We start from the raw sequence: 251 nt of genomic DNA, 5'->3' as shown, positions 1-251 counted from the left end.
CAGCCATGGTCATCACTCCCCTCGTCGAGAACCCCAGGCCCGCCCCACTGGCGTGCCCAACACCACAGACCCTACCGGCGACCACCGACACCGCTGGACACCCCAACAGCCTCCCGCAGCGCCATCACCCGCCGCTGCCGGCTCCGCGAATCCATCCACACCAGCGAGCTGTACGCCTCCACGATCGACGCCAACACCAACTCATCACGACGACCCAACCCCGCCGGCGAACAACGCAACCGATACGCCAA

The 251-nt window shown here is 66.9% G+C and carries 1 protein-coding gene; it reads right to left on the bottom strand.

The genetic code is table 11. The features are described 5' to 3' along the window. Nucleotides 1-71: 71 nt before the first annotated feature. A partial coding sequence (locus tag BST14_RS28765) for a hypothetical protein (RefSeq protein ID WP_083067510.1) occupies nucleotides 72-251 on the bottom strand: 180 nt, incomplete at its 5' end.

This window comes from Mycobacterium arosiense ATCC BAA-1401 = DSM 45069 (assembly GCF_002086125.1).
Taxonomy (GTDB): domain Bacteria; phylum Actinomycetota; class Actinomycetes; order Mycobacteriales; family Mycobacteriaceae; genus Mycobacterium; species Mycobacterium arosiense.
Note: the sequence above shows the minus strand (reverse complement) of the source record. Positions and strands in the feature narration are given on the sequence as shown.